A 26,747-nucleotide genomic window follows, 5' to 3' on the forward strand; every position below is an offset into this window, starting at 1 on the left:
GGGTGGAGAGCGCCCGAATGTCGTCCCGTGAAGCGCCCGATCGGCTCGGGCGCGTACCGAGCCTGCTGAGCCGGCGCTGGCGCGTCGGGCTGTTTGCCGGCCTCTACCTCTACCAGGGCACGGTCGCGGGCTTCGCCACATTGGCGCTCGCCAACCATCTGGCCGCGAGCGGCCACGGCGCGGGCGCGGTCGGCTCGCTGCTGGCGCTGATCGGCCTGCCCTGGGTGCTGCAGCCGCTGCTGTGGGGGCCGCTGCTCGACCGGGCCGCGCCGCATCCGATGGGGGCGCACCGGGTCTGGCTCGTGCGCGGGCTGTTCGGGGGCCAGATCGCGCTGGGCCTGCTGCCGTTCCTCGGCGCGCGGCCGGACCCGAGCATGCTCGGCGCGGTGCTGCTGCTCCACAGCCTGTGCGCCTCGCTCGCCGACACCGCGACCGACCGGTTGATCGTGGCCAACGTGCCCGAGGGCGAACTCGGCCGCGTCAGCGCCTGCACCCGTGCCGGCTTCGTCACCGGCTCCGCCCTTGGCGCGGCGCTGTTCGGCTGGCTGCTGCCGCAGATCGGCCTCCCCGGCGCCGCCGGCTTGCTGCTGTCCCTCACCACCGCCCTCGTGCTCGCCGCCGGCCTCGTGCGCGAGCGGCCGGGCGACGCGCTGCTGCGGGTCGGGCCCCTGCCGCGCTCGATCGTCTCTGAAGCGCCCCGCGGGCTGGCCGCGCATGGGCGGGGCGTCGTGCGGGTCCTCGCCGCCTTCCGCCATCGCGCGGCGCTTCTGCTGCTGGCGCTCTGCTTCGGGATCGATTTCGCCCTGGCGCTCTTTCAGGTGCCCTTCGCGGTGGCGATGGTGCGCGACCATGGCTGGGAGGCTGGCGCCCTGTCGCAGGTGCAGGCGCTGCTGGCGTTCCTCGGGGGCACCCTGGGGGCCGGGCTCGTCGGGTTCGCCGTCGATCGGATCGGTCCCGCCTCGGCCCTACGCCGGCTGTGCCTCGCCTGCGCCGCGGCCTTCGCCGTCATCGCCCTGATCGTCGTCGGCGGGTTCGAGGCGCGGGGCGGGCCGCTCATCCTCGGGCTGGCGAGCGTCGTCCCGGCGCTCCTCTACGTCGCGCTCCAGCCCACCGTGGTGCTGGCGAGCCGGGCGGAGGGCGTGTCGGCGACGCAGTTCCAGATCTTCATGGCGGCGATGAACCTCGGCGACGTCGCGGGCGCCGCGCTCGCGGGCGCCGCCGAGCGCTGGGCCTCCCCCGCCGCCACGGCCTGCGGCGTCGCCGTCGTGTTCGGGCTCGCCGCGATGCGGCGTCAGTAGTCCTGCGCCTCGGGCTCCACGAGAATCTCGCGCTTGCCCGCGTGGTTGGCGGGGCCGACGAGGCCTTCGGTCTCCATCCGCTCCATCAGCGAGGCGGCGCGATTGTAGCCGATCTGGAGGCGGCGCTGGATGTAGGAGGTCGAGGCCTTCTTGTCCCGCATCACCACCGCGACCGCCTGCTCGTAGAGGTCGCCGCCCTCGGAGCCGCCGAACTGGCCGGCATCGAACACCGCGCCGTCCGGGGCCGCCGCAGTACCGGACGCCATCTCGGCCTCGTCCGCCGTGACGGCATCGAGATACGAGGGCCGGCCCTGCCGCTTGAGATGGGCGACCACGCTCTCGACTTCCGAATCCGAGCAGAACGGCCCGTGGACGCGGGTGGTGCGGCCACCACCCGCCATGAACAGCATGTCGCCCTGGCCCAGCAACTGCTCGGCGCCCATCTCGCCGAGGATCGTGCGCGAATCGATCTTCGAGGTGACTTGGAAGCTCATCCGGGTCGGGAAGTTGGCCTTGATCGTGCCGGTGATGACGTCCACGCTCGGGCGCTGCGTCGCCATGATGAGGTGGATGCCCGCCGCCCGCGCCATTTGCGCGAGGCGCTGGATCGCGCCCTCGATGTCCTTGCCGGCCACCATCATCAGGTCGGCCATCTCGTCGACCACGATGACGATGTAGGGCAGCGGGTTGAGGTCCATGACCTCGTCCTCGTAGACCGCCTCGCCGGTCGAGCGGTCGAAGCCGGTCTGGACCGTGCGGGTCAGGGTCTCGCCGCGGGTGCGGGCTTCCTCCAGGCGGGCGTTGAAGCCGTCGATGTTGCGCACACCGACCTTGGACATCTTCTTGTAGCGCTCCTCCATCTCGCGCACGGCCCATTTGAGGGCGATGACCGCCTTCTTGGGGTCGGTGACGACCGGCGACAGGAGGTGCGGGATGCCGTCGTAGACCGACAGCTCCAGCATCTTCGGATCGACCATGATCAGGCGGCACTCTTCGGGCTTCAGCCGGTAGAGCAGCGACAGGATCATGGTGTTGATGGCGACCGACTTGCCGGAGCCCGTGGTGCCGGCGACGAGCAAGTGCGGCATCCGGGCGAGGTCGGCGATGATCGGCTCGCCGCCGATGTTTTTCCCCAAGCACAAGGCGAGCTTGTGCTTGGTCTCGGCGAAGTCGGCGGATGCCAGCAGTTCGCGCAAAAAGACCGTCTCGCGCTTCATGTTCGGCAGTTCGATGCCGATGGCGTTGCGGCCCGGCACCACGGCGACGCGGGCCGAGACCGCGGCCATCGAACGGGCGATGTCGTCGGCGAGCGCGATCACGCGGCTCGACTTGGTGCCCGGCGCCGGCTCCAGTTCGTAGAGGGTGACGACCGGGCCGGGGCGCACGGCCAAAATATCGCCGCGCACGCCGAAATCCTGAAGGGTCGCCTCCAGCATGGTGGCGTTCTGCTCCAGCGCCTCGGCCGAGACCTCGGAGCCGGGCGACGCCTCGCGCGGGCGGGCGAGCAGCTCGAGGGCCGGGTGCTGGTAGGCGCCGGGCTCGGGGCGGAATTCGGGGGCCGGACGGGGCCGGGCCGGCTGCGGCTGGGGCGCGGGCCGCGACACCCGCGAGACCGGGGCCTCGGCCTCGGCCGCCTCGTCGTCCTCAAGGATGGCGGCCGGGCGCGGCGGCGCGGCGGGGCGGGCGGGGGCCGCCGCGGGCGGCGCCTCGTCCGCGTCGGTCTCCTCGTTGTCGAACACGGGCTCGCGGCGCCCCGCGGCGGGACGCGCCGGGGCGTGGGCGGCCCAGGGGGCCTCGTCGTCCTCGAAGGCGCGGCGGGCGGCGAGCGCGGGCGAGGCGCCGGCATAGGCGAGCCCGTCGCGGGCCTCATTGGGCGCCTTGAAGGCTTCGAGCCGGTCGCGCAGCGAGGCGCGACCGCGCATCACCGCGTGGGCGAGCGCGCCGAGCGAGAGGATGCCGAGGCTCGGTTCGTCGGCATCGTGCCGCTCCTCGTAGGCGCGGGACGGCGCGCGCGGCGCCGGGCGGGCGGGGGCGTAGGCGACCTCCTCCTCGTCCTCCGGGTCGGGCTTGGCGACGCGGCAGGCGGCGGTGAGGCTCAGGATCGCCACCGCGGCGAAGGCGAAGCCGGCGAACGCCGCGAACGGGCCGATCAGCCGCCGCGTGCCGGCGAGCAGGGCGTCGCCCGCGACGCCGCCCAGCCCGGTCGGCAGCGGCCAGCGGGCGGTCGGCGGCAGGGCGCTCGCCACCGCGCTGACGCAGAGCACGCCGAGGATCCACAGCACGAGGCGCACGCCGCCATGCGGCAGGTCGCGCTCGCGCATCAGCCGCATGCCCCAGAGCGCGGGCGGCAGGGCCAGCGCGATCGAGCCGAGACCGAGGAGCTGCATCGCGAGGTCGGCGACCACGGCGCCCGCGCGCCCGAGCACGTTGTGCGCCCGGTGGTCGGTGGCGTGGTTAAGGCTCGGATCGTCGATCGACCACGTCGCCAGCGCGACGATGAGGGCGATGGCGCCAGCGAACAGGATGAGCCCGCCGCACTCCGTCAGCCGCTTGGCCAGGAACGGCCGCAGGCTGTCGACGAACGTATCGTAGGGCGACGCGGAGCGGCGAAGGGAACGCATGCGAACAACCGGACCAATGGCAACGGTACGGTAAGGCTAACGCGACCCCGTTAACGGCGGGCTAAGCAAACGCCCGCGGAAACGAAAGAAGCCCCGGAGACCATCCGGGGCTTCGATCTTCGTCTCTTCATGTGCATGGAACCCGATCTGCGATCGGCTTCCATGCGCCCGGCGGACGCCCGCCGCCCCGCAGTCGCGGGGGCCGCCGTCGATGCCGATTAGGCATCGCCGACGGAATACGCGATCAGAAGGTGAAGCCGGTCTCGAGCAGGTAGCGCTCCTGCGAGTTCTTGAGGCCGTTGCGGCCGAAGCCCGCGCCCGCGCCGATCCCGAAATCCTTGGCGACGTCGTAGGCCTGCACCGTCGCGAACTCGCCGCGGATGAAGTAGCGGTCCCAGGTGAAGGTCGGGGTGATGGTGAACGAGAACGCCGAGCTGCCCGGGCCGTAGAGCACGTTGGTGGCGCTGATGCCGGCGAAGTCGCCGCGGGTGCCGGACTGCTTGATGTACTCGACGCGGCCGGCGAGGCCGAAGTTCTCGTTGAACGAGTAGCCCGCGAGCAGCGCGCCGCCGTAGGTCTCAGCGCCGACGATCGGGGAGAAGTAGTTCGGCTTGGCGGCGACGTTGGTGTACTGGAAGTACGGCGTCACGATCCACGGGCCGTTGGCGTAGGTCCAGTTGACGCTGACGATGCTGCTGTTCTGCAGCGAGTTGATGGTCGCGAACTGGAACCGCGGGCTGCGGGTCGAGGAGTCGAAGTCGGCGAAGTGGGTGCCGCCGTTGACGCCGATCGTGTTCGAATCGTCGATCTTGTAGGTGATGAGACCGGTGACCCAGTTGAGTTGGCCCGAGTAGAAGCCGTCGTTGACCGACAGCGACGCCGCCCACGGGCCGCTGGCGTAGTTCACCTGGACGCCCTGGTTGATGAAGTTCTCTTGGTTGAACACCAGACCGCGGCTGATGTTGAGGTTCTGGTAGGAGAACAGCAGCTCGGAGCCGATGTTGGTGAACATCCGGCCGCCCTGGATCGACCACTCGTCATTGATCTGCCACTTGCCGTAGGCGACCGGGACCGGGCCGAACAGCGACTCGGTCTGCTCGAACGAGGAGTAGAGCGGCAGGCCGAGCGCCGGGATCGAGTACAGGCCGGTGTGCACGTAGAACTGGAACGGACCGTCGGCCTTCTGGATCCAGGCCTGGAGGTTCGTGAAGTCGACGCGGCCGTAACGGTCCCGCTCGCCGCTGGGGGAGAGGATGCCGAAGGCGTTGGTCTGGGTGTAGGCGAAGCCGGTGATCGCGCCGCCGACATAGATGTCGCCGATACCGGTGGTGAAGCAGGCCGGGTTCGGGTTGGCCTTGATCAGGCCGCCGAAGGCCGGGGTCGAGATCGCGGCCTTGCAATGCTCGACGGCGACGACCGGCAGCACCTTCGCCGGGAGATCGGCGGCAACGGCTTGGCCGGCGGTGAAGGCGGCCAGTGCGGCCACGGAGGCCTTCAACGTCAGTCGGATGGTCATCGAGCTCTGCCCCGGTTGTTTGATACGGCCAAGGTGCCGCAGGGGCCCGTGCATCGCAAAATGAAGCTTTGGGCAATTGCCTAAAACATAGGCAATTACGGCCAAGCTCAGGCGATGCCATGGAACTGTTGCCGAAGGAACACATCTGTGGCAGCCGCCGGAACAACAGTCCGGGCGCGTTTCTGCCCAGTCCAGCCGAGACCTCGCCTCCGCCGGCCCAGTTCTCGTTCCTTGATCGGCTCGGCGGGATGCGACCGCGAATCACGAAGGGCCCCGACGCGTCGCGCCGGGGCCCTTCGAGTGTCTTCGCCGGTTCCGCCCCGGACGCGCGGTCCGGGACGGGGTTGGTGGGTTCAGTAGTTGTAGGCGCGCTCGCCGTGATCGGCGATGTCGAGGCCCTCGCGCTCCTCTTCCTGCGTGACGCGCAGGCCGATCGTCAGGTCGACGAGCTTGTAGAGGATCGCCGAGCCGATGCCCGACCACAGGATGGTGAAGCCGACCGCCTTGGCCTGGGTGATGAGCTGGGCGGTCATGTCGTAGGCGCCGAGCACCAGCTCGCCGGGCTTGGTGGTGTAGTCCGGGATGCCGGCGCCGCCGAGATCGGGCGAGACCAGGATGCCGGTGGCCAGCGCACCGAGGATGCCGCCGACGCAGTGGACGCCGAAGACGTCGAGCGAGTCGTCGTAGCCCAGCGCGTTCTTGACGGTCGAGCACATCACGAAGCAGGCGGCGCCCGCCACGAGGCCGAGCACGATCGAGCCCATCGGGCCGGCGAAGCCCGCGGCCGGCGTCACGGCGACGAGGCCGGCAATGGCGCCCGAGAGCATGCCGAGCAGCGACGGCTTGCCCTTGGCGGCCCATTCCACGAACAGCCAGGACACGGCCGCGGCGGCGGTGGCCACGAAGGTGTTGATCATGGCGAGGGTGGTGGTGCCGTTGGCCTCGAGGTTCGAGCCGGCGTTGAAGCCGAACCAACCCACCCACAGGAGCGAGGCGCCGATGGTGGTCATGGTCAGCGAGTGCGGGGCGAGCAGGTCGCGGCCGTAGCCGATGCGCTTGCCGAGCATCAGGCAGCCGACGAGGCCGGCGATGCCCGCGTTGATGTGGACGACGGTGCCGCCGGCGAAGTCGAGGGCGCCCCACTTGAACAGCAGGCCGGCATCACCCAGCACGGCGTCGTAATCGGCCTGGGCGGCAGCCTTGTCGGTCGCCTCGGCGAGCTTCTTCGCGGCGTCGGCGAACACGTCCGGGCCGCCCCAGTACCAGACCATGTGGGCCATCGGGAAGTAGATCAGCGTGACCCAGAGGATCGTGAACACGATCAGCGCCGAGAACTTCATCCGCTCGGCGAAGGCGCCGACGATGAGGCCGGGGGTGATCATCGCGAACGTCATCTGGAAGCAGATGTAGACGTATTCGGGGATCACGACGCCGTTGGAGAAGGTCGCGGCCACCGAGTTGGCGTCGACGCCCTTGAGGAAGGCCTTGCCGAAGCCGCCGATGAAGTCGTTGAGGCCGCCGCCGTTGGTGAAGGCGAGGCTGTAGCCGTAGGTGACCCACAGCAGGCAGACGATGGAGGCGATGGCGAAGACCTGGGTCAGCACCGAGAGCATGTTCTTGGTGCGCACGAGGCCGCCGTAGAACAGCGCCAAGCCCGGCACGGTCATCATCAGGACGAGGACCGAGGACAGCAGCATCCAGGCGGTGTCGCCCTTGTTCGGGACCGGTGCCGCGGCGGCGGCTGCCGGCGCGGCCTCGGGAGCGGGCGTCTGGGCCAGCGACGGCTCGACGAGGAGGAGGCCGAGCGCGGCACCTCCCAGCCCGAGCGCGAGAAGGGTACGAAGTTTCATGGGACGGGAAGCTCCTGATCGCGTTCTGCGAGAGCGTTGCGAATTCTTCTGGGTGTTCGGGCGATGCTCAGAGAGCGTCGACGTCGGTCTCGCCGGTGCGGATGCGGACCGCCTTCTCCAGCGGCATGACGAAGATCTTGCCGTCGCCGATCTGGCCGGTGCGGGCGGCGCCCGCGATGGCGTCGATGACGCTGGTGACGAGGTCGGCGGCCACCGCCACCTCGATCTTCAGCTTGGGCAGGAAGCTCACGGCGTATTCGGCGCCGCGGTAGATCTCGGTGTGACCCTTCTGGCGGCCGTAGCCCTTGACCTCGGTCACGGTGAGGCCGTGGACCCCGATGCCGGTCAGGGCGTCGCGGACCTCCTCCAACTTGAACGGCTTGATGATCGCCATCACGATTTTCATGGGCGGCGCCCCCTGATTGTTCATTCATGCCGGCCGCGCACCGGCCGAGACCCAACGGCTCGCAGGTGTCGGAAAGACCCTGCGATCGGGCGCCCTCATTCAAGGACCATGCCAAGCGGAACCATTTTGGAGTTCGCTTTTCTGCCCAAGGGCTAAGCGCAAGGCGCGCGCAGGGCAGGCAGCGCCGGGAACGACACTGCTCACGAATTATGCAAACAGCCGGTCTTTGCGGCAATTTTGACCGTGAATTGCGCGGCCAAGCTTCGCCTGACGGTGAAACGCCTCCAAGATGGGCGGTTTCAGCGGCGCTGGCGGATCAGACCTTCCTGGGCGACGGAGGCGATCAGGTTTCCGGCCTCGTCGTGCAGGGTGCCGCGGGCGAATCCGCGGGCGCCGGACGCGCTCGGCGCGTCCTGCGAGTAGAGCAGCCACGCATCGGCCCGGAACGGGCGGTGGAACCACAGGGCGTGGTCGAGGCTCGCCGACTGGATGTCGGTGTCGAACACGGTGCGGCCGTGCGGGATCAGCGTCGCGTCGAGCAGCGTCATGTCGGAGGCGTAGGCGAGCACCGCGCGGTGCAGCGCCGGATCGTCCGGCAGCGGCTTCGTCGTGCGCATCCAGACATGGTAGCGCCCCGGCCGCGGGGTGCGGTCGCGGTAGCGGTCGGTCTCGACCGGGCGCAGCTCGATCGGCCAGGCCTGCGTGAAGTAGGCCAGCATGGGCGCGGGCACGATGCTGCCCTCCGCATGCGCCAGCGTCCGGGCGTCGGCGAGCGCCTCGGGGCCGGGCACGTCGGGCCGCTCGGCGGCGTGTTCGAAGCCGGGTTCCTCCTCGTGGAACGAGACCGACATGGCGAAGATCGCCCGGCCCTTCTGGATCGCCTTGACGCGCCGCGTGGTGAAGCTGCCGCCGTCGCGGATGCGCTCGACCTCGTAGACGATCGGCACCGCCGGATCGCCGCCGAGCAGGAAGTAGGCGTGCATCGAGTGCGGCACCCGCGCCGACATCACCGTGCGCGAGGCGGCGACGAGGCTCTGGGCCACCACCTGCCCGCCGAACACCCGCGGCCAGCCGATCGGCGGCGAGACCCCGCGGAACAGGTCGGTCTCCAGGCGCTCCAGGTCGAGGATCGCCAGAAGTCCGTCGACGGGATCGGGCATGGCGGTTTCCAAGCAGGTGAAGGACTGGGCGGTGACGAGACAAGGGCCGCGGCGCGGCTATCACTCGACGCGGGCGCCCGGCAAGGGCATGAGCAAGGCATGAGATCTCCGGAGATGCCGAGGAAGGAGCCGCCGATGGGCGAGACCGGTCGCCGTTCCGGGAGCCGCAGCCTGCTGGTCGCGGGCGCGGGCCTGCCCGGCCTGACGCTCGCGGTGGCGCTGAAGCGGGCGCACGGCCCGGCCCTCGACGTGGCGGTCTGCGATCCCGGCCTGCCCGCGGGCGCCGCCCGCCATCGCGGGCGCGCCTACGCGGTGGCGGCGGGGCCGCGGCGGATGCTGGAGCGGCTGGGGCTGTGGGCGGCCATCGCGCCCGCCGCCGAGCCGATGCGCCGCCTCGTCATCAGCGACAGCCGCGTCGGTGACCCGGTGCGACCGGTCTTCCTCACCTTCGGCGACGCGGCGAAGGAGGCCGCGGCGAAGGAGGCCACGGACGGCGAGCCCTTTGCCCACATGGTCGAGGCCGAGCCGATGGCCGCCGCCCTTCTCGACGCCGCCCGCGCGGCCGGGGTGCGGCTGGTGCCGCAGGGTGTGCGCGCGGCCGTGCCGGAGGCCGGCGGCATCCGCGCCGAGTTCGCCGACGGCTCGTCCGAAAAGCTCGCGCTGGTGGTGGCCGCGGACGGCGCCCGCTCCGCCTTGCGCGAGGCCGCCGGGATCGGCTGGGTCGGCTGGTCCTATCCGCAATCGGGCATCGTCGCGACGGTGCAGCACGCGCGCGACCACGAGGGCCGGGCCTTCGAGCACTTCCTGCCGAGCGGGCCCTTCGCGATCCTGCCGCTCACGGTCGGCGGCGACCTCGGCCACCGCTCCTCCATCGTCTGGACCGAGCGCAGCGCCGACGTGCCAGCGCTGCTCGGCGGGGACGAAGCCGAGACGCTGGCCGAGATCGAGCGGCGGTTCGGGGCGGAACTCGGCCGGATCGCCCTTGAGCACGGCCCCTCGGCGCACCCGCTGGCCTTCGGCATCGCCCGCAGCTTCAGGGCGCCGCGCCTCGCCCTGCTGGGGGACGCCGCCCACGTGATCCATCCGGTGGCGGGCCAGGGGCTCAATCTCGGGCTGGCCGGGGCGGCCGCTTTGGCGGAAGCCGTAACGGAGGCGCTGCGGCTCGGGCTCGATCCGGGCTCGGACGACGTGCTGAAGGCCTACGAGCGGGCGCGCCGGTTCGACACGGTGGCGATGGCGGCGGCCACCGACGGGCTCAACCGGCTGTTCTCGAACGACAGCCTGCCGCTGCGACTCACCCGCGACCTCGGCCTCGGCCTCGTCGATCGCCTGCCGGGCCTGAAGGACTTCTTCATCGGCCAAGCCGCGGGCCGCCGAGCCCAAGGCCCTCGGCTTCTACGCGGCGAAGCGTTGTAGGTCCGGGGATCCCAAAGGACGAGTCCTTTGGCGGGGCGCCGGGGCAGAGCCCCGGCATCCCTTCAAACCAGGGCTCCGCCCTGGACCCGCGAAAGGACTTGTCCTTTCGAAACCTAGATTTAGGCCTTCGCTTTGTTGGCCTTTTCGCGCTCGATGCCTTCGAGGATGAGGCGGTGGGCCTCCTCCTTGTCGCCCCAGCGGACGACCTTGACCCACTTGCCCGGCTCCAGATCCTTGTAGTGCTCGAAGAAGTGCTGGATCTGGTGCAGCGTGATGTCGGGCAGGTCGGTGTAGTTCTCGATCCGGTCGTAGCGCTTGGTCAGGTGGCGCGAGGGGACGGCGATGATCTTCTCGTCCTCGCCGGCATTGTCCTCCATCACCAGCACGCCGACGGGGCGCACGCTGATGATCGCGCCCGGCGCGATGGCGCGGGTGTTGGCCACCAGCACGTCGCACGGGTCGCCGTCGCCCGACAGGGTATGCGGGATGAAGCCGTAATTGCCCGGGTAGTGCATCGCCGTATACAGGAAGCGATCGACGACGAGGGCGCCGGCCTCCTTGTCCATCTCGTACTTGATCGGCTCGCCGCCGATCGGAACCTCGACGATCACGTTGACGTCGTGCGGCGGGGTCTTGCCGATCGAGATGGCGTTGATGTCCATGGCGTCTGCTTTCTTGATGCCGGCCGCGTCGGCCCGACCGTGTCGGGATGCGGCAACCGTTCGCTGTCTTAGGGCGCGCGCGCACGAAAGAAAATCGGCCGTTCGGACAGGAACCGCCGAGTGTTGCCGCGGTACCCAAGCTTTCAGGTGAAGAGATAGGCGATCTTGGGCAGGCTGAAGCCCGAGACGCGCTCGAACCCCTCCGGCCCCGGCACCCCGCCGAGCCGCTCGTAGAAGGCGCAGGCGCGGGCGTTGTCGGCCAGCGCCCAGACACCGATGCGGGTCAGCCCGCGGTCGATCAGGTCGTTGCGCACCGCCCGGAACAGCCGCGTGCCGAAGCCGAGCCCCTGGAACACGGGAGCGATGTAGAGTTCGTCGATCTCGCCGTCCGCCCGGATCGTCCGCTCCCGCGCCCGACCGTAGGCGGCGTAACCCGCGATCCGCTCGTCGAACTCGACCACGGCGAGCCCGCGCCCGCCGCCGATCATCGCCCGCCACGCGGCCCCGCCGCGCCGCGCCAGGAACCGCTCCAGGGCGACCCCCGGAATCACCCCCTGATAGGCCTCGCGCCACGACGCGTCGAACACCCCCGCGAGGCCGGCCGCATCCGCGGGGCGGGCTCGCCGGATGCTCACCGTGTTCGTCGCCATGGCCGGCTCCGCTGTGGGAATTGCCCGGTATGATGCCGGCAAAGGCCGCGGTTCGGCAACGGGGAAACCGGACAGCTGGCCCGAGGCGACAACTTGCACGGCGAGAGGGATCGGCTACGGTCGAACGACCCGAAGCCGCCTGCAAAATGCGGCGACACGATCACGAGCGATCCGCTTGTCACGTCGCATCATCTGGGATCGCACCGGAGGCAATCCGATCCCGCGCGTGAGCCAGGAATTGGGGATCGATCCTTACGTCTGCAGCGATGCCTGCATACGATCAAACAATCGGCGGGCCTCCGCCCGAACGACGAGGTGATCTACGACAACGGCGACGTGACCGGCAAGCTCAACGGCGACGAGATCGGGAACCTGTACGATGAGCACTGATCCGAGAGCGCTTCCCGTCACCTACGCGGCGATCGTGTTCAAGGGCGAGCATCTCGACCCCGGCCTCGTCTCGGCGATCATGGAGCGCGCGCCTACCCTCTCCTACCGGCGTGGGGACACCTACAGCGTCAAGGGCCGGGAACAGGAGCGACGGTTCGGCCTGTGGGTCTACAGCACCCGCAACCTCGTCGCCTCGGGCAGCCTGAAGAAGCATCTGGAAGCCCTGGAGATCGCGATCCTCGGCCTGCGCTCGGCATGGTCCGAGAAGCGGTGGCTCAAGATGAAGGCTCTGGTCGAGGATCAGGGCGTGGAACTGCGCATCGACGTGTTCTGGTACGGGCCCGCCCACGCCGAGTTTCCCCGGATCAGCCTGTCGTTCCAGCATCTGATCGACGAGGCCGGCGGCACGATCCAGACCGACTTCCATCGCGACGAGGATGCGACGCAGGTCGCGTAGTCGGCACGGTCGCCGCACCGCCCGCGTTGTCGCCCCCATCGCGGGCTGTTAGACGGACATTCCTTCCCGCCAGCCCCGCGTCCCGTGTTCAACCGCTTCCTTCCCCCCGAGACGCGCTACGCGCGGCGCATGGCGCGCATCGCGAAGTTCGAGAAGCCGATCGCCGGGCCGGTCTCGCGCGCCAAGGCGTGGGCTAACATGCTGCTCGTCGATCACGGCGTGTTCCGGCTGGCCTATCTCAACCGGCACCGCATCGGCACCGGCCTCGTCTGGCGCTCGGCCCAGCCGACGCCGCACCAGCTCGCGTGGTTCAAGCGCCAGGGCGTGCGCACCGTGGTCTCGCTGCGCGGCGGGCGCGAGCACGGCTCCTGGCCGCTCCAGCGGGAGGCCTGCGAGCGCCAGGGCCTGCGACTGGTCGAGTTCGTGCTGCGCTCCCGCGAGGCGCCCTCGCGCGAGACCCTGATGGCCGCGAAGGAATTCTTCGCCGGCATCGAGTACCCGGCGGTGATGCATTGCAAGTCCGGCGCGGACCGGGCGGGGCTGGCCGCCGCCCTGTTCCTGATCCTGCACGAGGACCGCCCGGTGCGGGAGGCCCTGCGCCAGCTCTCGCCGCGCTACGGCCATTTCCGCTTCGCCAAGACCGGCATCCTCGACGCGTTCTTCGCCGCCTATCTCCGCGAGGGCGAGCCGCGCGGCCAGAGCTTTTCGCAATGGGTCGAGCACAGCTACGACCCCGAGGCGCTGAAGCGGGATTTTCGCGCGGGGTTCTGGTCCGATCTCGTCGTCGATCGGCTGTTACGACGGGAATAGCGGACAGACGCAGGGGCTCTGCCCCTGCACCCCACCGAAGGACTTGTCCTTCGGGAACCCCTACTTCTCGTCCTTGGGATCGGGGCCGGAGCGTTCGGCGAGGCGGGCCAGCGTCGTCAGTTCGCGGAACCATGCCCGCACGGGTTTCGCCGGCGTGCCGCCCCAGCGCGAGCCCGGCGGCACGTCGCGGTTGACGTTGGAGGAGCCCGCGATCTGCGAGCCCATGCCGATGCGCAGGTGGCCGACGACGCCGACCTGCCCGCCCAGCACGACGTAATCCTCCAGCGTGGTCGAGCCGGAGATGCCGACGCCCGACACGATCACGCAGTGGCGCCCGATCACCACGTTGTGGGCGATCTGCACGAGGTTGTCGATCTTGGTCCCCTCGCCGATCACCGTGTCGCGCGAGGCGCCCCGGTCGATCGTGGTGTTGGCACCGATCTCGACGTCGTCCTGAACGATGACCCGACCGATCTGCGGCACCTTGAGATGGCCGCCCGCCCCCATGGCGAAGCCGAAGCCGTCCTGGCCGATCCGGGCGCCGGGATGGACGATGACGCGGTTGCCCACCAGCGCATGGGTCAGCGTGCTGCCCGCCCCGATCGAGCAGTCGCGCCCGATCCGGACGTTCGGGCCGATCACCGCGTTGGGGCCGATCACCGAGCCCGAGCCGATCTCGGCGCCGGGCCCGACCACCGCGCCGGGATCGATCCGCACGTCGTCCTCCAGACGCGCCTGCGGATGGACGTGAGCGCCGGGGGCGACGCCGTCGGTCCCGAACAGCGAGCGCGGCCGCATCGCCTCGCCGTAGAGGCGCGCGAGCAGGCCGGCATAGGCGCGGTAGGGGTCGCGCAGCACCAGCGCCGCCGTCCCCTCAGGCACGCGGGCGGAAAAGCGCGGCGAGACGAGGCAGGCGAGCGCCTTGGTGGCGGAGAGCGCCTCGCCGTAGCGGGCGTTGTCCATATAGGCGATCTCGGACGGTCCCGCCGATTCGAGCGGGGCCGCGCCGGTGACCGGGCGGGCCGGGTCGGCGCCCTCGGGCAGGGAAACGCCGCAAGCCTCGGCGACGGCGCCGAGGCTCAGGCCGCCTTTCGGCGTGATGAAGAGGGGGTCTGACATGACACGACAACGCGGCGACCCGCGAAGGGTCGCCGCGTCATGGGATCAGAAGCGCGAGCCGCCGGAGAAGCGGAACGCCTGGAGCTGGTCCTTGCCGACCCGGCCGAAGCCGTTGTTCACGCCCTCGTCCTTGGTGAGGGCGTAGGCGTAATCGAAGCGGATCGGGCCCAGCGGCGAGTTCCACAGGATCGAGGCACCGACCGAGGAGCGGATCTTGGCGCTGTCGCGGACGTTCACGCACTCGGGCTCGACGCTGATCGCGCCGGTGCCGAAGCTGGAGTAGTTGCAGGTGCCGCCGCGACGGTCCGCGCTGCCGTTGATGAAGCCGTCGCCGTTGACGTCGAAGTTGCGGCGGCCCGAATAGCCGAACAGCGTACCGGCGTCGGCGAACACCGCGCCCTTGATGCCGAGATCCTTCGGAACGCCGGGGATCGGGAACTGGACCTCGAGCGTGGCGCCGACATAGGTCGTGCCGCCGATGGCGTTGGAGCGGGCGTCGGCGCTGCCGACGTCGCGCGGGCCGAGGCCGTTCGGGGCGAAGCCGCGGACCAGCGACGGGCCGAGGAAGAACTGGTCGGTGATGCGCAGCGGGTTGCCGTCGAGCGCCGAGATGTGACCGCCCTGGAGGCGGACGAAGCCGATCACGTCCTCGAAAAACAGCTCCTTGTAGTAGCGGGCGTCGCCCGTCACGCGGAAGAACTTCGAGTCGCCGCCGATGCCGGCCACGTCGGGCTTCAGCTCGCCGTAGAAGCCGTTGGTCGGCCGCTGCAGGTTGTCGAGCGTCGAGTAGGCCAGCGTCACGCCCGCGAGGGAGGTGAGGGTCGAGCCGCGCGAGCCCTTGAGCGCGATCGAGGCCTCGCCGTTATAGGCGCAGTCCGGATAGATCGGCAGGCCGGCGAGCGGGTTCGCCGCCCCGTTCGCCAGGGTCGGCGGCTGGACCGCCGTGACGCCGGGGATCGGGATCGAGCAGTCGTTGTAGGGCCGCTTGACCGTGTTCGGGATCGTCAGCTCGGTGTTGTAGAGCGAGTAGCGGAACGTGACGCCGAAATCCTCGGTGATCGGCAGGCCAACGCGGAGCTGGCCGCCGTAGACGGTCGTCTCGTAGCGCGAGTAGCGGGTCAGGTCCGAGTACTTGTAGAAGGCGTCGAAGCCGGCCGCCATGCGGTAGCCGAGGAAGTACGGCTCGGTGAACGAGAAGTCGAAGCCCTTGGCGTACTGGCCGCCCTGGGCGGCGACGCGGACGTACTGACCGCGGCCGAGGAAGTTCGACTCGGAGACCGAGACTTCGCCGATGATGCCGTCCTGGGTGGAGTAGCCGCCCGCCACCGAGAACGAGCCCGTGGGCTGATCCTCGACATCGATGTTCACGACCACGCGGTCCGGCGAGGAGCCCGGCTCGTTGGAGAAGCGGACCTTCTTGAAGAAGCCCAGGCCGTTGAGGCGGCGCTCGGCGCGGTCCACCAGCACGCGATTGTAGGCGTCGCCCTCGGTGAGGTCGAGTTCGCGGCGGATGACGTAGTCGCGGGTGCGGGTGTTGCCGCGGATGTTGATGCGCTCGACATAGACGCGCGGGCCGTCCTCGACCACGAAGCCGAGGGAGACCTGACGGGTGGCGGGGTCGCGCTGACCGGTCGGGCGGACCTGGGCGAAGGGATAGCCCTGGCGGTTGACCTCGTTGGTCACGCCGACCAGCGACTTCTCCACGTCCTCGGCGTTGTAGACGTCGCCGACCTGGGCGCGGATCTGGCCGTCGAGGGCGCCGCGATCGACGCCGGGGATGCGCGGGTCCACGGCCACGGCGCCGACGGTGTACTGCTCGCCCTCGTCCACCGTGACGGTGACGACCCAGCCGGCATCCTCCGGGGTCTCGACGTAGCGGGCGTCGGCGTTGACGACGCGGAAGTCGGCGTAGCCGTTCTTGAGGTAGTAGCGACGCACCAGCTCCACGTCCGCCGCGATGCGATCCGGATCGTAGACGTCGGAGGTCTTGATGAACGACAGGAAGTTCATCTGCGTGGTGGTCATCAGCCCGCGCAGGGTCGATTCGGAATAGGCGCGGTTGCCGACGAAGTTGATCGCCTTCACGCCGGTCTTGTCGCCCTCTTCGACGGTGAAGACGACGTCGGAGCGGCCGTTCGGCAGATCGACGAGGCGATAGCTGACCTTGGCGGTGCCGCGACCGAAGCGCTTGTACACCTCGCGGATGCGCTCCACGTCGGCCGCGATCACGGCCTGGCTCAGGGCGCCGCGTTCCTTGGTCTCGACGGTGCCTTCGAGCGTCGCCTTCTCGACCTTCTTGTTGCCCTCGAAGAAGACGCGGCCGACGATGCTGTTCTCGCGCACCCGCACGACGGTGGTGCCGCCGCGGGCCGAGACCTGCACGTCGGAGAAGAGGCCGGTGGAGAGGAGGTTGCGCCGCGCCTCCTCGGGCGAGCCGGAGGCGGTGCCGGTGACGTAGGAGCGGATCGTGCCGGAATCGACACGCTTGTTGCCTTCAACGAGGATCTGCTGGGCGTGAGCGACCTCACCGCCGAGGATCACACCGGCGGCGGCGGCGACCAGAACGATGGCCTGCTCCGCCGACTTGCGCCGGCGCTTTCCCGTCATCGACATCATGTAATCGCCCGTCTCTTTTTATCTCAGCACGGGTTCGCACCCGCGGGCCGCCGTCCTTGTCAGAGACGGGCCGCCCTCTGGTCCCAGCCACGCTTGTATCGGGAATCCCCTGCGACGCAACGCGGGGGAGGTCCGCCGTTAAGGGATTTTGGGGGGTCGTGGCCTTCGCGCCACTTAACGGCGCGCCACTTGCCCACAGGATCGCGGATCAGGGTGAATGGGGCGTAAATGCGGCCCCGGTCACGGCTTTTCGGAACGGGACCGGATCGCCGCAACACCCCGTTAACCATGGCTCCGAATCGAAATTGGGGCCTTCCGGCCACGAAAAAGGCCCGGCCGAGGGGCCGGGCCTGTAGGGCCGGAGTCGGGGACGGTCGCGCCCCGTCAGGTGCCGCGCGAGAACGAGGCGCCGAGATTCAAGATATCGTTCCAGGCGGCGAACAACATCAGCATCAGCACGAAGGCCAGGCCGATGCGGAAGCCGATCTCCTGGGCGCGCTCGCTCAAGGGGCGGCCGCGCACCACCTCGAAGGCGTAGAACATGAGATGGCCGCCATCGAGCAGCGGGATCGGGAACAGGTTGAGCAGGCCGATCGAGACCGAGAGCAGCGCGATCAGCCCGATCAGCCCACCGACGCCGCCGACGCGGGCGACCTCGCCGGAGACCCGGGCGATGCCGATCGGCCCGGAGAGCTGGTCGGCGGATTCGCGGCCGGTCACCAGCTTGCCGATGTAGTCGAAGGTGCGCTCGACCACGAAGTAGGTCTCGGCGACGCCGAGCTTGAGCGACTCGTAGGGGCCGTAATGCACGAGCTTGGCCGCGTCGCCCCGCGGCCCGTTGATGCCGAGCCGGCCGAAGCGGTGGCGGCCGAACGGGGTGCGGTCCTCGATCTTGTCGGGCACCGCGGTCAGCGTCTTCTGCTCGCCGCCGCGATCGACCGTGACCGACAGCGAGGAGCCGGCCGCCCCCGAGACGACGCGCTGCATCTCGCCGAAGGTGGCGATGGCCTCCCCGTCGATGGAGCGGATCACGTCGCCGGGCTGGAAGCCGGCGCGCTCGGCGGCGCTGCCGGGCTGCACCGCCTCGACGCGGGCCGGCGTCTCGTAGCGGCCGTTGAGGTAGATCGCGCCCGCGAACACGGCGATCGCCAGGATGAAGTTGGCGATGGGGCCGGCGGCCACGATCGCCGCGCGCTTGGCCACCGGCTGGGCCGGGAAGCTGATCGCCCGCTCGTGCGGGTTCATCCGGGCGACCGCATCGGGATCGGGCACGCTGGCGCCGTTGGCGTCGCCGACGAACTTGACGTAGCCGCCGAGCGGGATCGCGCAGAGCTTCCAGCGGGTGCCGTGCCGGTCGTTGAAGCCGACGAGCTCCGGCCCGAAGCCGATGGAGAAGGCGTTGACGCCGACGCCGCACCAGCGGCCGACGAGGAAGTGCCCCATCTCGTGGACGAAGACCACGATGGTCAGCACGAACAGGAACGGGATCACCGCGCCGAAGAAACCGGCCGCGTTGCCGCCCATGCTGCTGAGGAAATCCATTCCGGCACCCTTTTGGCCGCGATCGTCTCGTCTCCGCCCTGACAGGGCGGCCCCCCGAGCCGCAAGTCGCGGATCGTCGCACGCCGCGCGGCCTGGCGCGAGACCTTTTGGCTGTTTCGATTCGCGTCCCGCGAACCGGTCCCCGTCAAGCCTGCGCCAGGGTTAACCGGCGGCGCGCGCCTGCGGCACCGCCTCCAGGCTCCAGGCCCGAACCTCGGCGTCGATGGCGAGCGCCTCCTCCACGTCCTCGGGGGCGCGGGCGTAGACCGGCGCGAAGCGCTCGCAGGCGCGCTCGACCAGTTCGGCGATGCCGTAGAAGGGGATCGCGCCGCGGATGAAGGCCGCGACCGCGATCTCGTTGGCGGCGTTCATCACGGTCGGCGCGGCACCACCCTCGGCCAGCGCCGCGCGGGCGACGCGCAGGCAGGGGAAGCGCGCCTCGTCGGCCGGCTCGAAGGTGAGACTGCCGGTGGCGGCGAGATCGAGGATGCGCCCGCGGGCGATCTCCAGCCGGTCGCCGAGGCCGAGGCAATGGGCGATCGGCACCCGCATGTCCGGCATGGCGAGGCCGGCGGTGACCGCGCCGTCGCGCCACGCGATCAGCCCGTGCACGATCGATTGCGGATGGACGATCACGTCGAGGCGGGCCGCCTCGATGCCGAAGAGATGGTGGGCCTCGATCAGCTCCAGCCCCTTGTTCATCAGGGAGGCGGAATCGATGTTGATCTTCATGCCCATCGACCACGTCGGATGGGCGGCGGCTTCCGTGGGGCTCGCGGCGGCGATGCGCTCGCGCGCCCAGGTGCGGAACGGGCCGCCGGATGCCGTCAGCGTCATCTTGGCGATGTCGGAGACGCGCCCGTCGCCCATCGCCTGCGCCAGCGCGTTGTGCTCGGAATCGACCGGTAGGATCCTGGCGCCGTAGCGGGCGGCGTCGCGCATGAAGGCGTCGCCGGCGCAGACGAGGCTCTCCTTGTTGGCGAGCGCGATGGTGCGCCCGAGCCGGAGCGCCGCGTGGGTGGGCTTCAAGCCCGCCGCCCCGCTCACGGCGGCCACCACGATGTCGGCCTCGCGGGCGACCGCCTCCAGCACCGCGCCCTCGCCCGCCCCGTTCGGGATGCCGGAGCCGGACAAAGCCTCGGCCAGCGCCGGGCCGGCGCTCGCGTCGGCGAGCGCGGCGAAGTCGGGGCGCATCTCCAGGGCCAGCTTGGCGAGCGAGGCCGCATCCTTGCCGCCGACCAGCGCCCCGACGCGGAAGCGGCCGGCATGCTGGGCGAGCAGGTCGGTGGTGGAGCGGCCGATCGATCCGGTGGCGCCGAGGACGGTGACGGTGAGGCTCACGAGAGCAGTTCCTTGAACAGGCGATCAGGCGGTGAGCCGCATCACGGCAAAGCACAGGCCGGCGAGCAACGCCACGGCGAAGAAGCCGTCGAGCCGGTCCATGACGCCGCCATGGCCGGGGATAGAGCGGCCGGAATCCTTCACGCCGTAGCGCCGCTTGAGCGAGGATTCGACGAGGTCGCCGCCCTGGCTGAGCACCGAGGCGATCCCGCTGAACAGGGCGACCACGGGCAGCGAGACGGCGGGCAGCGCGTCCCAGCCGTGGCCCCGGGCGATGGACGCCGTCACGGTGCCGGCGACGATGCCGGCGGTGAGCCCGCCGAGCGCGCCCGACCACGTCTTGTTCGGGCTCACCCGCGGCATCAGCTTCGGCCCGCCGACGAGGCGGCCGGTGATGTAGGCGAGGATATCGGTGGACCACACCACGGCGAACATCCAAGCCGGTCCAACGAGGCCGACGGCCGGGTCGATCCGCAGCAGCGTCGGCACCAGCGCGACGACGGCGCCGCCGAGCAGGCCGCACACCGCCTTGCGCCGGGTGATGCCGCGCGCCAGCACGACGAGGCCGACGCAGCCCGCGAGCAGGATGAGGAGGGAGGTATAGGCCGGAAGCCCGATGAGCGTCGCGGCGGCGAGCCCTGCGAGCGTCGCCCCGGTGACGCCGAGCAGCGGCAGCAGCGGCTCCGAGCGGGTCATGGCCAGCCACTCGGCGGCCCCGACCGTGCCGGCGATGAGCCAGACCAGGGCGAACGCCCAGCCGCCGACGAGCAGCGTGCCGATCACCGCCGTGCCGAGCACGATCGCCGAGATCGTGCGCAGCCGGAACTCGCGGGTGGCGAAGGGCGAGCGCGCGGCCCGGACCGGGGGGGATTGCGCCATCAGCCGGCCGTGCCCCCGAGGCCGCCGAAGCGGCGGTCGCGGCGATGGTACTCGGCGAGCGCCGCGACGAAGGCGGCATGGTCGAAGTCGGGCCAGAAGCCCGGCTCGATCACGTACTCGGCGTAAGCCGTCTGCCATGTGAGGAAGTTCGACAGGCGCTGCTCGCCGGAGGTGCGGATCACGAGGTCGGGATCGGGGATGCCGGCAGTGTCGAGGGCGCCCGCGATGGTCGGCAGGTCGATCTCGTCGGGCCGCAGCCGGCCCTCGGCGACCGAGGCGGCGATCCGCCGGACCGCGCTCAGGATTTCCTGGCGACCGCCGTAGTTGAAGGCGACGACCAGCGTCAGGCCGGTGTTGTCGCGGGTGCGCGTCTCGGCCTCGTCGAGCAAGGCGGCGATGTCGGCGGAAAGGCTCTGGCGCTCGCCGATCACCCGGACGCGCACGTTGTTGGCGTGGAGGTCGGCGAGGTCCCCGCGCACGAACAGGCGCAGCAGGCCCATCAACTCCATGACCTCGGTCGGCGGGCGGCGCCAGTTCTCGGAGGAGAAGCTGTAGACGGTGAGGTAGGCGACCCCGAGTTCGATCGCCGAGCGCACCGCGCGGCGCACCGCCTCGACCCCGCGGCGATGGCCCTCGAACCGGGGCAGCCCCTTGCGGGCGGCCCAGCGCCCGTTGCCGTCCATGATGATGGCCACGTGGCGGGGAGCCGGTCGCGCCGTCCCGTCGGCGGCGGCATCCGCCCCGATCTGCCGCGCGCCCTCCGAGCGAACCACCCGCCTCTCCCCGTGTCGTCATGGTTTCGAAAGGACCGAGTCCTTTCGCGGGTCCAGGGCGAAGCCCTGGTCGGCGAAGCCATCATGGGGCTCCGCCCCAAACCCCGCCAAAGGGCTTGCCCTTTGGGAACCCCTTACGAAAGATCAGACAGGTTCTCAGACCTGCATGATTTCCTTTTCCTTGCTGGCCAGCACCTGATCGACCTCGCTGATCGCGTCGTCGGTGGCCTTCTGCACGTCGCCGGCCTGACGCTTCTCGTCGTCCTGGCTGATGGCGCCGTCCTTCTCCAGCTTCTTGAGGATGTCGAGCCCGTCGCGGCGCACGTGACGCACGGCGATGCGGGCCTCCTCGGCGTATTTGTGGGCGACCTTCACCATCTCCTTGCGGCGCTGCTCGTTCATCTCGGGGATGCGCAGGCGAATGGTCTGGCCCTCCGTCATCGGGTTGAGGCCGAGATCGGATTCGCGGATCGCCTTCTCGACGGCGGTGACCATCGAGCGGTCCCACACCGAGATCGAGAGCAGGCGCGGCTCGGGCACGCTGACGGTGGCGACGCCGGCCATCGGCATCATCGAGCCGTAGGCCTCGACGTTGATCGGCTCGACCAGACTCGGCGTCGCCCGCCCGGTGCGCAGCGAGCCGAGATCCTTGCTGAGCGAGGCGATGGCGCCCTGCATGCGGCGCTTGATGTCGCCGAGATCGAAATCCGGTGTGGCCATGGCTTTGAGAATCCCGACGCGTTCGGGTGGCAGATCGGCGCGAAGGCGCGAGGCCTCCGTCGCGGTGGCGCTACATGAACGAAAAACCGTGGAGCCGCAAATAGCGTGGCGCGGCGTTTCGCCTACGGCACCACGCGGGTCGAGACCGATTTGCCGGTCAGAATCGCCGTGACCGAACTCGGTGCATGGACCGAGCCGACCACGATGGTGAGCCGGCTCTCGCGGGCCAGCGCGAAGGCGGCGGTGTCCATCACCTTGAGGTCGCGGGCGATGGCCTCGTCGTGGGTGATCGTGTCGTAGCGGATCGCCTCGGGGTCGCGCTTCGGGTCCGCCGAGTAGACGCCGTCCACCTGTGTCGCCTTCAGCACCGCGTCGCAGCGCAGCTCCGCCGCGCGCAGCACGGCCGCGGTGTCGGTGGTGAAGTAGGGGTTGCCGGTGCCGCCCGCGAGCACCACGACCTGCCCCTTGTCGAGATGGTGCAGGGCCGGCTGGCGCGCATAGGTCTCGCAGATCGTCGGCATCGACACCGCCGACATGGTGCGCGCCTGGACGCCGGCGGCGTTGAGCGCGGTCTCGATGGCGAGCGAGTTCATCACGGTGGCCATCATGCCGAGCGAATCGCCGGTCGCCCGGTCGATCCAGCCGGCCTGGGAGATGCGCGCCCCGCGGATCAGGTTGCCGCCGCCCACCACGATGGCGATCTCGATGCCCTGGGCGACCGTCGCGGCGATGTCCTCGGCCAGGGACGCCAGCATCGGCGGATGGAGCCAGAACCCGTCGGGGGCGGCGAGCGCCTCGCCCGAGAGCTTGACCAGGACACGGCGGTAGGGCGTCGTCTCCGGCATCGGATCCTCGTCGGCTTGGCTGCTGGCGCCGGCTTCTAGCAAGACGAGGGCCCGAACGTCGAGGGGCGGCGGCATCGCTGCCGCCGCCCCCCTGAAACATGACCTCGATCGCGAGGGAAAAAAATTACCGCGACATGCTCGCGACTTCCGCCGCGAAGTCCGGGGCCTCTTCCTTCTCGATGCCCTCGCCGAGCGCGAAGCGGACGAAGGACTTGATGCTGACCTCGGCCCCGGCCTTGCCCGCGGCTTCCTTGAGCACCTGGGAGATGGTCTTGGAGCCGTCGTGGACGAAGGGCTGCTCCAGGAGGGTGACCTCCTTGTAGTAGCTCTTCAGGCCGCTCTCGACGATCTTGGCCATCACGTGGTCCGGCTTGCCGGCGTTCTTCTCGCGCAGGATGTTCGACTCGCGCTCGACCACGGCCGGGTCGATGCCCGAGGCGTCGAGCGCCGCCGGGTTGGTCGCCGCGATGTGCATGGCGATCTGGCGGCCCAGCGTGGAGAGCACCTCGACGTCGCCCTCGGACTCGAGCGCGACGAGCACGCCGATCTTGCCGAGGCCTTCGCTGATCTGGCCGTGGACGTAGGACGCGATCACGCCCTGGGCGACCTCGACCTTGGCGACGCGGCGCAGGGTCATGTTCTCGCCGATGGTGGCGATGAGGTTCGACAGCGTGTCCTTCACGGTCGCGGACGAGCCGGGGAAGGTCGCGGCCTCGAGGCCTTCGAGGGTGCCGTCGGTGTTGAGCGTGAGCTTGGCGGCCTCGCGGGCGAAGGACTGGAAGCCGTCGTTGCGGGCGACGAAGTCGGTCTCGGAGTTCACCTCGACGATGGCGGCGTGGCGGCCGGCGGACTCGACGGCCACGAGGCCTTCCGCGGCGACGCGGCCGGCCTTCTTGGCGGCCTTGGCCAGACCCTTCTTCCGCAGCCAATCCACCGCGGCTTCGAGGTCGCCGTTCGTCTCGTTGAGCGCGCCCTTGCAATCCATCATGCCGGCGCCGGTCTTTTCGCGAAGCTCCTTCACGAGTGCGGCGGTGATGTTGGCCATGGCGATCCTCTCAAGGTCTGGAAGCGAGTGAGCCCGGCGCTCGTTGAAAGCACCGGGCTTTGCAGGGTGATGACGATGCCGCCGCCGGGAGGCCCCGGCGGCGAGAATAGGGGCGACTTAGGCCGCGGCGGCCTCGACGAAGCCGCGGGACCGGGCGATCCAGCCGTCGCGCTCGATGCGGCCGTTGAGCTTCAGGTCGGCGTCGAGCTTGGCCACGTCCTCGGGCTGCATGGCGGCGATCTGCCAGTAGTGCCACACGCCGGCATCGTTGAGCTTCTGCACCAGCTGCGGGCCGACGCCGTTGAGCTTGGTCAGGTCGTCGGGCGCGCCGCGGGGGGCGGCGAGCTGCTCGAAATGCTCGGTCGACTCGGCGAGCGCGGCGACGTCGGCCGGGGCGATCGCGTCGGAGGCGACGGAGGCCGCGACGTCGTCGTTGGCCGGCGGCAGCTCCTCGGCGGTCGGCTCCTCTGAGGCGCCGACATCGATGCCGAGCGCGCCCTGACCGCGGCCGATGCCCTCGATCGCCGCGCGGGCGATCAGGTCGCAGTACAGCGCGATGGCGCGGCCCGCGTCGTCGTTGGCCGGGACGATGTAGGAGATGCCGTCCGGGTTGCAGTTGGTGTCGACGATGGCGGCGACCGGGATGCCGAGGCGCTGGGCCTCCTTGATCGCGAGCTGCTCCTTGTTGGTGTCGATCACGAACAGGAGGTCCGGCACGCCGCCCATGTCCTTGATGCCGCCGAGCGCCTTCTCGAGCTTGTCCTTCTCACGGGTCAGCATGAGGCGCTCCTTCTTGGTGAGGCCGACGGCCCCGCCCTCGAGCGTCTCATCGACCTTGCGCAGGCGCTGGATCGAGCCGGAGATGGTCTTCCAGTTGGTCAGCATGCCGCCGAGCCAGCGGGAGTTGACGTAGTACTGGGCCGAACGCTTGGCGGCCTCGGCGATCGAGTCGGCGGCCTGGCGCTTGGTGCCGACGAACAGCACGCGACCGCCGCGGGCGACCGTGTCGCTCACCGCCTGCAGCGCGGCGTGGAGCGCCGGCACGGTCTGGGCGAGGTCGATGATGTGGATGTTGTTGCGGGTGCCGAAGATGTAGGGCTGCATCTTCGGGTTCCAGCGATGCGACTGGTGCCCGAAATGGGCGCCGGCCTCGAGGAGCTGGCGCATGGAAAAATCGACGGCCATGGTCTTTGTACTCTCCGGTTATACCGCCGCGGAGGGTGCAGCCGGCGAGAGGCCGGCCACCGGGGACGCCTCATTCAGGCATGAGGCCGGCTCCGCGTGTGGAATGGGCCGGGGCGTTAGCAGAGGCGGGGGCCGATGGCAAGGCGGCCTGCCCCATCCGCCGAGTGACGCGGTGTGGTCGAAAATCCGCATGGGCCGACCGCTACGCGCGGGGACCGGACCGGCGGGATGGATGGGGCGACGGTGCCGTGACGGGGTAGGCTGCCGGTGCCACGGCCAGGATCGGCTGCCACGTCTCGCTCCACGAAGCCAGGGGACCGGGATCGCCCCGGAACGCCAGGTCGAGGAAGGCCAGCGTGCCGTCCGCCGTCGCCCGCTTCACCTGCGGGTTGAGCGCCGCCCCGCCCGTCAGCGCCCGGTCGGTGAAGATGCTGTGCGACCCGCCCTGGAAGACCGCCAGCGCCTTTCGCGTCGTCCCGACCGCCGCGTAGACGTCGAGGCGGTCCTGCACGGGTGAGCGCCGGCCCGGCAACGCGATCACGTCTTCGGTCGCGGTCACGTGGAAGGTCGGCACGGTGATCGCTGCCAGCACGGCGTGCAGGTCGCGCTCGCCGTAGAAGGGCGGCGCGGAGATGACGATCCCGGCCTTGAAGCGCGGATCCCTGCGCTCGAGCGTCCTGCCGTCGCGGACGACGCGAGCCCCGCCGACGATCAAGGTCGTGTTCGCGCCGTAGGAATGACCGGCGGCGACGAGGCGCTGCCGGTCGATGAAGGGGGCGAAGGCGCTCTCACCGCCGAGGATGCGGTCGAGCGCGAAACTCACGTCGGCCGCGCGCGCGAGGGCCTCGCGTTCGTCCGCCGCCCCGTTCACGCGGTCAAGAAGCTCGAACGGATTGCCGGCCCAGACGCTGCCGTCGCTGCCGACATGCTGCACGTGGAGGCTCGCATAGCCGTTGGCGGCCCAGCGGCGTCCGAGATGGCTGTAGCCCGTCCGCGACTGACCGAGGCCGTGCGAGAAGACGATCAGGGGAACGGGAGCCGCCGGCGCCCCCGGGGACGGCCAGTAGAGGCGCGCCGGCACCCGACGCGCGCGCCGGGTATCGACCCAGTCCAGATCGGCGATGCGGACATCCTCGGGCGCCGCCTGCGCCGGACGGGTCGCGCGTGCAGCCAGGCCCGTCGCGAAGACGCCGGTGAGCACGGCCCCGAAACGACGCCGGCTGAGGCCGGGTCGCGAGAAGAATTCATCCCTCACCGGGGGCCAGCCTCTTCGAGACCTCGGCGCAGCCGAACACGTTCCCGGGTACGGCACTCGCCGTCCCCCCGCGGTGACGCGGCGCACACCCCATTCGGCTTCGGTTGCGACGTCCGTTCCGACGATGCGGCACAAGCATCCGGACGGCGCGTTTCGCCATCGAGCATGGCGACGGCCAGCATCGTCCCGGT

23 protein-coding genes are annotated in these 26,747 nt (G+C 70.2%); 5 read left to right on the forward strand and 18 right to left on the reverse strand.

Features of this window, described 5'->3' with window-relative positions; translation table 11 throughout:
- Positions 1-17 precede the first annotated feature (17 nt).
- The gene (locus tag AAHG03_RS04115) at positions 18-1,298 is read left to right on the forward strand and encodes an MFS transporter (RefSeq protein WP_342148971.1); all 1,281 of its coding nucleotides are present in this window, start codon (positions 18-20) and stop codon (positions 1,296-1,298) included.
- On the opposite strand, the gene AAHG03_RS04120 is transcribed toward AAHG03_RS04115, so the two are convergent.
- The 5 genes from AAHG03_RS04120 to tesB all read right to left on the reverse strand — a co-directional run bounded on the left by AAHG03_RS04120 (position 1,292) and on the right by tesB (position 8,851).
- Entirely contained in the window at positions 1,292-3,919 is a 2,628-nt protein-coding gene (locus AAHG03_RS04120; protein WP_342148972.1) for a DNA translocase FtsK, read from the reverse strand. The two genes, AAHG03_RS04115 and AAHG03_RS04120, sit on opposite strands and share 7 nt — an antisense overlap.
- Before the next feature lie 244 nt (positions 3,920-4,163).
- Positions 4,164-5,435 (reverse strand): outer membrane beta-barrel protein, encoded by a 1,272-nt coding sequence (locus AAHG03_RS04125; protein ID WP_342148974.1) that lies wholly within the window; start codon positions 5,433-5,435, stop codon positions 4,164-4,166.
- Between the two features lie 353 nt (positions 5,436-5,788).
- Entirely contained in the window at positions 5,789-7,285 is a 1,497-nt protein-coding gene (locus AAHG03_RS04130) for an ammonium transporter (protein ID WP_342148976.1), read from the reverse strand.
- A gap of 67 nt (positions 7,286-7,352) precedes the next feature.
- Entirely contained in the window at positions 7,353-7,691 is a 339-nt protein-coding gene (locus AAHG03_RS04135) for a P-II family nitrogen regulator (protein WP_056247188.1), read from the reverse strand.
- A gap of 299 nt (positions 7,692-7,990) precedes the next feature.
- Positions 7,991-8,851, reverse strand: a complete 861-nt coding sequence (tesB, locus tag AAHG03_RS04140; RefSeq protein WP_342148978.1) for an acyl-CoA thioesterase II — start codon at positions 8,849-8,851, stop codon at positions 7,991-7,993.
- Positions 8,852-8,986: 135 nt separating this feature from the next.
- Between tesB and AAHG03_RS04145 the strand changes: the two genes are divergently transcribed.
- Positions 8,987-10,267: an FAD-dependent monooxygenase gene (locus tag AAHG03_RS04145; protein WP_342148980.1), complete on the forward strand. Its 1,281-nt coding sequence runs from the start codon at positions 8,987-8,989 to the stop codon at positions 10,265-10,267.
- Between the two features lie 119 nt (positions 10,268-10,386).
- On the opposite strand, the gene ppa is transcribed toward AAHG03_RS04145, so the two are convergent.
- Complete coding sequence (gene ppa / locus AAHG03_RS04150; protein WP_137828379.1) at positions 10,387-10,929, reverse strand: inorganic diphosphatase; 543 nt, start codon at positions 10,927-10,929, stop codon at positions 10,387-10,389.
- Positions 10,930-11,072: 143 nt separating this feature from the next.
- A complete protein-coding gene (locus AAHG03_RS04155) occupies positions 11,073-11,579 on the reverse strand; it encodes a GNAT family N-acetyltransferase (RefSeq protein WP_342148983.1) in 507 nt (168 codons plus the stop codon).
- 93 nt (positions 11,580-11,672) lie between these two features.
- On the opposite strand from AAHG03_RS04155, the gene AAHG03_RS04160 reads away from it, so the two are divergent.
- The 3 genes from AAHG03_RS04160 (at position 11,673) to AAHG03_RS04170 (ending at position 13,236) form a co-directional block, all read left to right on the forward strand.
- Positions 11,673-11,969, forward strand: coding sequence for a hypothetical protein (locus AAHG03_RS04160; protein ID WP_342148984.1), 297 nt, complete (start codon positions 11,673-11,675; stop codon positions 11,967-11,969).
- Complete coding sequence (locus tag AAHG03_RS04165) at positions 11,959-12,426, forward strand: DUF4279 domain-containing protein (RefSeq protein ID WP_342148985.1); 468 nt, start codon at positions 11,959-11,961, stop codon at positions 12,424-12,426. The genes AAHG03_RS04160 and AAHG03_RS04165 overlap by 11 nt, the downstream gene beginning before the upstream one ends.
- 84 nt (positions 12,427-12,510) lie before the next feature.
- Positions 12,511-13,236, forward strand: coding sequence for a fused DSP-PTPase phosphatase/NAD kinase-like protein (locus AAHG03_RS04170; RefSeq protein WP_342148986.1), 726 nt, complete (start codon positions 12,511-12,513; stop codon positions 13,234-13,236).
- A 60-nt stretch (positions 13,237-13,296) separates the two neighbouring features.
- Here the strand turns inward: AAHG03_RS04170 and lpxD are convergent, their stop codons facing one another.
- From lpxD to AAHG03_RS04225, 11 genes are all read right to left on the reverse strand, one after another.
- Positions 13,297-14,355 carry a UDP-3-O-(3-hydroxymyristoyl)glucosamine N-acyltransferase gene (gene lpxD, locus AAHG03_RS04175; RefSeq protein WP_342148988.1) on the reverse strand — a complete coding sequence of 353 codons (1,059 nt, stop codon included), beginning with the start codon at positions 14,353-14,355 and terminating at the stop codon, positions 13,297-13,299.
- A gap of 45 nt (positions 14,356-14,400) precedes the next feature.
- Positions 14,401-16,971, reverse strand: coding sequence for an outer membrane protein assembly factor BamA (gene bamA, locus AAHG03_RS04180; RefSeq protein WP_342148989.1), 2,571 nt, complete (start codon positions 16,969-16,971; stop codon positions 14,401-14,403).
- A gap of 384 nt (positions 16,972-17,355) precedes the next feature.
- Positions 17,356-18,513: an RIP metalloprotease RseP gene (rseP, locus tag AAHG03_RS04185; RefSeq protein WP_342148990.1), complete on the reverse strand. Its 1,158-nt coding sequence runs from the start codon at positions 18,511-18,513 to the stop codon at positions 17,356-17,358.
- Positions 18,514-18,675: 162 nt separating this feature from the next.
- Positions 18,676-19,854, reverse strand: a complete 1,179-nt coding sequence (gene dxr / locus AAHG03_RS04190) for a 1-deoxy-D-xylulose-5-phosphate reductoisomerase (RefSeq protein WP_342148991.1) — start codon at positions 19,852-19,854, stop codon at positions 18,676-18,678.
- Positions 19,855-19,878: 24 nt separating this feature from the next.
- Positions 19,879-20,733, reverse strand: a complete 855-nt coding sequence (locus AAHG03_RS04195; RefSeq protein ID WP_342148992.1) for a phosphatidate cytidylyltransferase — start codon at positions 20,731-20,733, stop codon at positions 19,879-19,881.
- On the reverse strand, positions 20,733-21,506 hold the full coding sequence (locus AAHG03_RS04200) for an isoprenyl transferase (protein WP_342148994.1): 774 nt from the start codon (positions 21,504-21,506) through the stop codon (positions 20,733-20,735). Before AAHG03_RS04200 ends, AAHG03_RS04195 begins: the two co-directional genes overlap by 1 nt.
- Positions 21,507-21,662: 156 nt before the next feature.
- On the reverse strand, positions 21,663-22,226 hold the full coding sequence (gene frr / locus AAHG03_RS04205) for a ribosome recycling factor (RefSeq protein WP_342148996.1): 564 nt from the start codon (positions 22,224-22,226) through the stop codon (positions 21,663-21,665).
- Positions 22,227-22,348: 122 nt separating this feature from the next.
- A complete protein-coding gene (gene pyrH, locus AAHG03_RS04210; RefSeq protein WP_342148997.1) occupies positions 22,349-23,071 on the reverse strand; it encodes a UMP kinase in 723 nt (240 codons plus the stop codon).
- Positions 23,072-23,195: 124 nt separating this feature from the next.
- A complete protein-coding gene (tsf, locus tag AAHG03_RS04215) occupies positions 23,196-24,116 on the reverse strand; it encodes a translation elongation factor Ts (protein ID WP_342148998.1) in 921 nt (306 codons plus the stop codon).
- Positions 24,117-24,233: 117 nt separating this feature from the next.
- Positions 24,234-25,301, reverse strand: coding sequence for a 30S ribosomal protein S2 (locus AAHG03_RS04220; protein ID WP_342148999.1), 1,068 nt, complete (start codon positions 25,299-25,301; stop codon positions 24,234-24,236).
- A gap of 202 nt (positions 25,302-25,503) precedes the next feature.
- On the reverse strand, positions 25,504-26,556 hold the full coding sequence (locus AAHG03_RS04225; protein WP_342149000.1) for an alpha/beta hydrolase family protein: 1,053 nt from the start codon (positions 26,554-26,556) through the stop codon (positions 25,504-25,506).
- Positions 26,557-26,747: the final 191 nt, after the last annotated feature.

Source organism: Methylorubrum subtropicum, assembly GCF_038442325.1.
GTDB lineage: Bacteria > Pseudomonadota > Alphaproteobacteria > Rhizobiales > Beijerinckiaceae > Methylobacterium > Methylobacterium subtropicum.

Coding starts and splice junctions, on each gene's coding strand:
- AAHG03_RS04125 (WP_342148974.1), bottom strand. CDS start 5,435: ATGACCATCCGACTGACGTTGAAGGCCTCCGTGGCCGCACTGGCCGCC.
- pyrH (WP_342148997.1), bottom strand. CDS start 23,071: ATGCCGGAGACGACGCCCTACCGCCGTGTCCTGGTCAAGCTCTCGGGC.
- AAHG03_RS04145 (WP_342148980.1), top strand. CDS start 8,987: ATGGGCGAGACCGGTCGCCGTTCCGGGAGCCGCAGCCTGCTGGTCGCG.
- tsf (WP_342148998.1), bottom strand. CDS start 24,116: ATGGCCAACATCACCGCCGCACTCGTGAAGGAGCTTCGCGAAAAGACC.
- frr (WP_342148996.1), bottom strand. CDS start 22,226: ATGGCCACACCGGATTTCGATCTCGGCGACATCAAGCGCCGCATGCAG.
- AAHG03_RS04115 (WP_342148971.1), top strand. CDS start 18: ATGTCGTCCCGTGAAGCGCCCGATCGGCTCGGGCGCGTACCGAGCCTG.
- AAHG03_RS04155 (WP_342148983.1), bottom strand. CDS start 11,579: ATGGCGACGAACACGGTGAGCATCCGGCGAGCCCGCCCCGCGGATGCG.
- bamA (WP_342148989.1), bottom strand. CDS start 16,971: ATGATGTCGATGACGGGAAAGCGCCGGCGCAAGTCGGCGGAGCAGGCC.
- AAHG03_RS04130 (WP_342148976.1), bottom strand. CDS start 7,285: ATGAAACTTCGTACCCTTCTCGCGCTCGGGCTGGGAGGTGCCGCGCTC.
- AAHG03_RS04120 (WP_342148972.1), bottom strand. CDS start 3,919: ATGCGTTCCCTTCGCCGCTCCGCGTCGCCCTACGATACGTTCGTCGAC.
- rseP (WP_342148990.1), bottom strand. CDS start 18,513: ATGGATTTCCTCAGCAGCATGGGCGGCAACGCGGCCGGTTTCTTCGGC.
- ppa (WP_137828379.1), bottom strand. CDS start 10,929: ATGGACATCAACGCCATCTCGATCGGCAAGACCCCGCCGCACGACGTC.
- AAHG03_RS04165 (WP_342148985.1), top strand. CDS start 11,959: ATGAGCACTGATCCGAGAGCGCTTCCCGTCACCTACGCGGCGATCGTG.
- AAHG03_RS04220 (WP_342148999.1), bottom strand. CDS start 25,301: ATGGCCGTCGATTTTTCCATGCGCCAGCTCCTCGAGGCCGGCGCCCAT.
- lpxD (WP_342148988.1), bottom strand. CDS start 14,355: ATGTCAGACCCCCTCTTCATCACGCCGAAAGGCGGCCTGAGCCTCGGC.
- tesB (WP_342148978.1), bottom strand. CDS start 8,851: ATGCCCGATCCCGTCGACGGACTTCTGGCGATCCTCGACCTGGAGCGC.
- AAHG03_RS04195 (WP_342148992.1), bottom strand. CDS start 20,733: ATGGCGCAATCCCCCCCGGTCCGGGCCGCGCGCTCGCCCTTCGCCACC.
- AAHG03_RS04135 (WP_056247188.1), bottom strand. CDS start 7,691: ATGAAAATCGTGATGGCGATCATCAAGCCGTTCAAGTTGGAGGAGGTC.